General features: G+C 75.9%; 1 protein-coding gene and 1 pseudogene. Both read right to left on the reverse strand.

Features of this window, described 5'->3' with window-relative positions:
* Positions 1-840 (reverse strand): annotated as a pseudogene (locus VIU94_RS05960) (ribonuclease inhibitor); the annotation flags it as partial.
* A partial coding sequence (locus tag VIU94_RS05965; protein ID WP_331908299.1) for an SDR family NAD(P)-dependent oxidoreductase occupies positions 837-1969 on the reverse strand: 1133 nt, incomplete at its 5' end. The pseudogene VIU94_RS05960 and the gene VIU94_RS05965, both read right to left, overlap by 4 nt.

A 1969-nucleotide genomic window follows, 5' to 3' on the forward strand; every position in this document is an offset into this window, starting at 1 on the left:
GGCCGCGGCGGCGACAAGCCGGGCCGCCGCCTCGGGACCGATGCCGTTGCTCGCGACGGACAGCCGCGCGGTCCGGCCGTACGGGGCCCGCTCCAGGGCGTCCGCGAGCAGCAGCGCGCCGGCGTCGCCCAACCGGGCGGCGGACGCGTACAGTTCGCCGACCGCTCCGGCGGCCAGCAGCGCGGCGAGCGGGGCGGCCCCGGTGCGGCCGAGCGGGTTGCCGCCGACGAAGAGCCGCTCGATGCGGCGGCCGGAGGCGGCGGCCGCGAGCAGCGCCTCGGCGAGGACGGCGAGCCCCGCCGGGTCGAGTCCGGTCTGTACGAGGTCGAGGGTGCGCAGCGCGGACGCGGCGGCGACCAGGTCGGCGCCGGCCCGCCCGCCGTCCGGGCCGAGCGGGTTGCGCTTGAGCCAGACTCCGCCGACGACGTGCTCGGAGGCGCGCAGGCTGTCGGCGATCCGGCAGGCGCCGCCCGCGGTGATGCCGTTGCAGCCCAGGTACAGCGTCTCCACACCCGCGCCGACGGTCTTCCCGGCGACCTCGGCCGCGCCCTCGTCGCCGAGCCCGTCGGTGCCGAGCAGCAGATGCCGCACCCGGGACGGTCCTGCGACGTCGCCGAGCGCCTCGGCGATCAGCGCGGCGCCCTCGGGCCCGAGGGCCTGCTTGCACAGATCGAGCCGCCCGTCGGGCATGGCGGTCCCGGCCGGAAAGTCGAGCCGCCGATCGGTCGTCGCCCCGCCCCGCAGCCAGTCGAGCAACGGCCCGAGCTCGGCCACGGACCGCGGCAGCACCTCGGGGACGCCGGCGAAGGGAACGCCGGAGCTGTCGGGCTCGGGAGTCACCACTCCGCCTCCTGGTAGTCCTTCAGGAACACGCCCGACAGGGGCGCGCCCGCCTCGCCGCGGACGATCGGGTCGTACACGCGGGCCGCGCCGTCCACGATGTCCAGCGGGGTGCGGAAGCCGGTGTCGGCGATGCGGTTCTTCTTCGGCAGCGGGTTCTCGTCGGTGATCCAGCCCGTGTCGACGGCGCACATGTGGACGCCCTGCGCGGCGAGTTCGGCCCCGCTGGTGCGGGTGAGCATGTTCAGGGCCGCCTTCGCCATGTTGGTGTGCGGGTGCCCGGCCATCTTGTGGCGGACGGCGAACCGGCCCTCCACGGCGGTGACGTTGACGACGTACCGGTTCGGCCGGGGCGAGGCCAGCAGCAGCGGCAGCAGCCGGTCCACCAGCAGGGCCGGCGCGAGGGCGTTGACGAGCTGGGTCTCCAGGAGTTCGGCCGGGTCGAGCTCGCCGATCCGGGCCGACCAGGAGTTGGCCGGCGCGTGGTCGGGCAGCAGGCCCGCCTCGTCCGTCTCCTCCAGTACGAGGGCCAGCGCACCCCCGGCGGCCGGCGCTTCGAGCGCCTGCATCGGCGCATAGCCGGGCGCGTGCCACACGCCCTCGGGCAGGGCCGCGGTCTCGCCGGCGGCGAGCAGCGCGTACGACTCGGGCGGGCGGCGGACGGTCTGGGCGGCGTTGTTGACGATGATGTCCAGCGGTGCGCCGTCCCGGCGCAGCCGCTCGCACAGGCCGAGGACCTGGCGCGGGTCGCGCAGGTCGACGGCGACGACGGTGAGCCGGTCGAGCCAGCGCTCGCTGCCGGGCGCGGCCCGGAACCGCCGCAGGGTGTCGTGCGGGAAGCGGGAGGTGACCAGGAGTTCGGCGCCGTCGCGGAGCATCATCAGCGCCAGCTGGAAGCCGATCTTGACCCGCGCGCCGGTGAGCAGGACCCGGCGGCCGGTCAGATCGGTGCTCAGGGAGCGACGGGCGGTGTTGTCGGCGGCGCACTCCGGGCAGAGCAGGTGGTAGAAGTCGTCGACCTGTCGATAGAACGACTTGCAGACGTAGCAGCGCCGCGGCCGGTGGAAGACGCCGGCCGTCCCGCCGCCTCCGGGCGTCAGCGGCGCGTCCTCGCGCCGGGCGAGAGCGC

This window comes from Streptomyces sp. (assembly GCF_036566765.1).
In the GTDB taxonomy this organism is placed as follows: Bacteria; Actinomycetota; Actinomycetes; order Streptomycetales; family Streptomycetaceae; genus Streptomyces.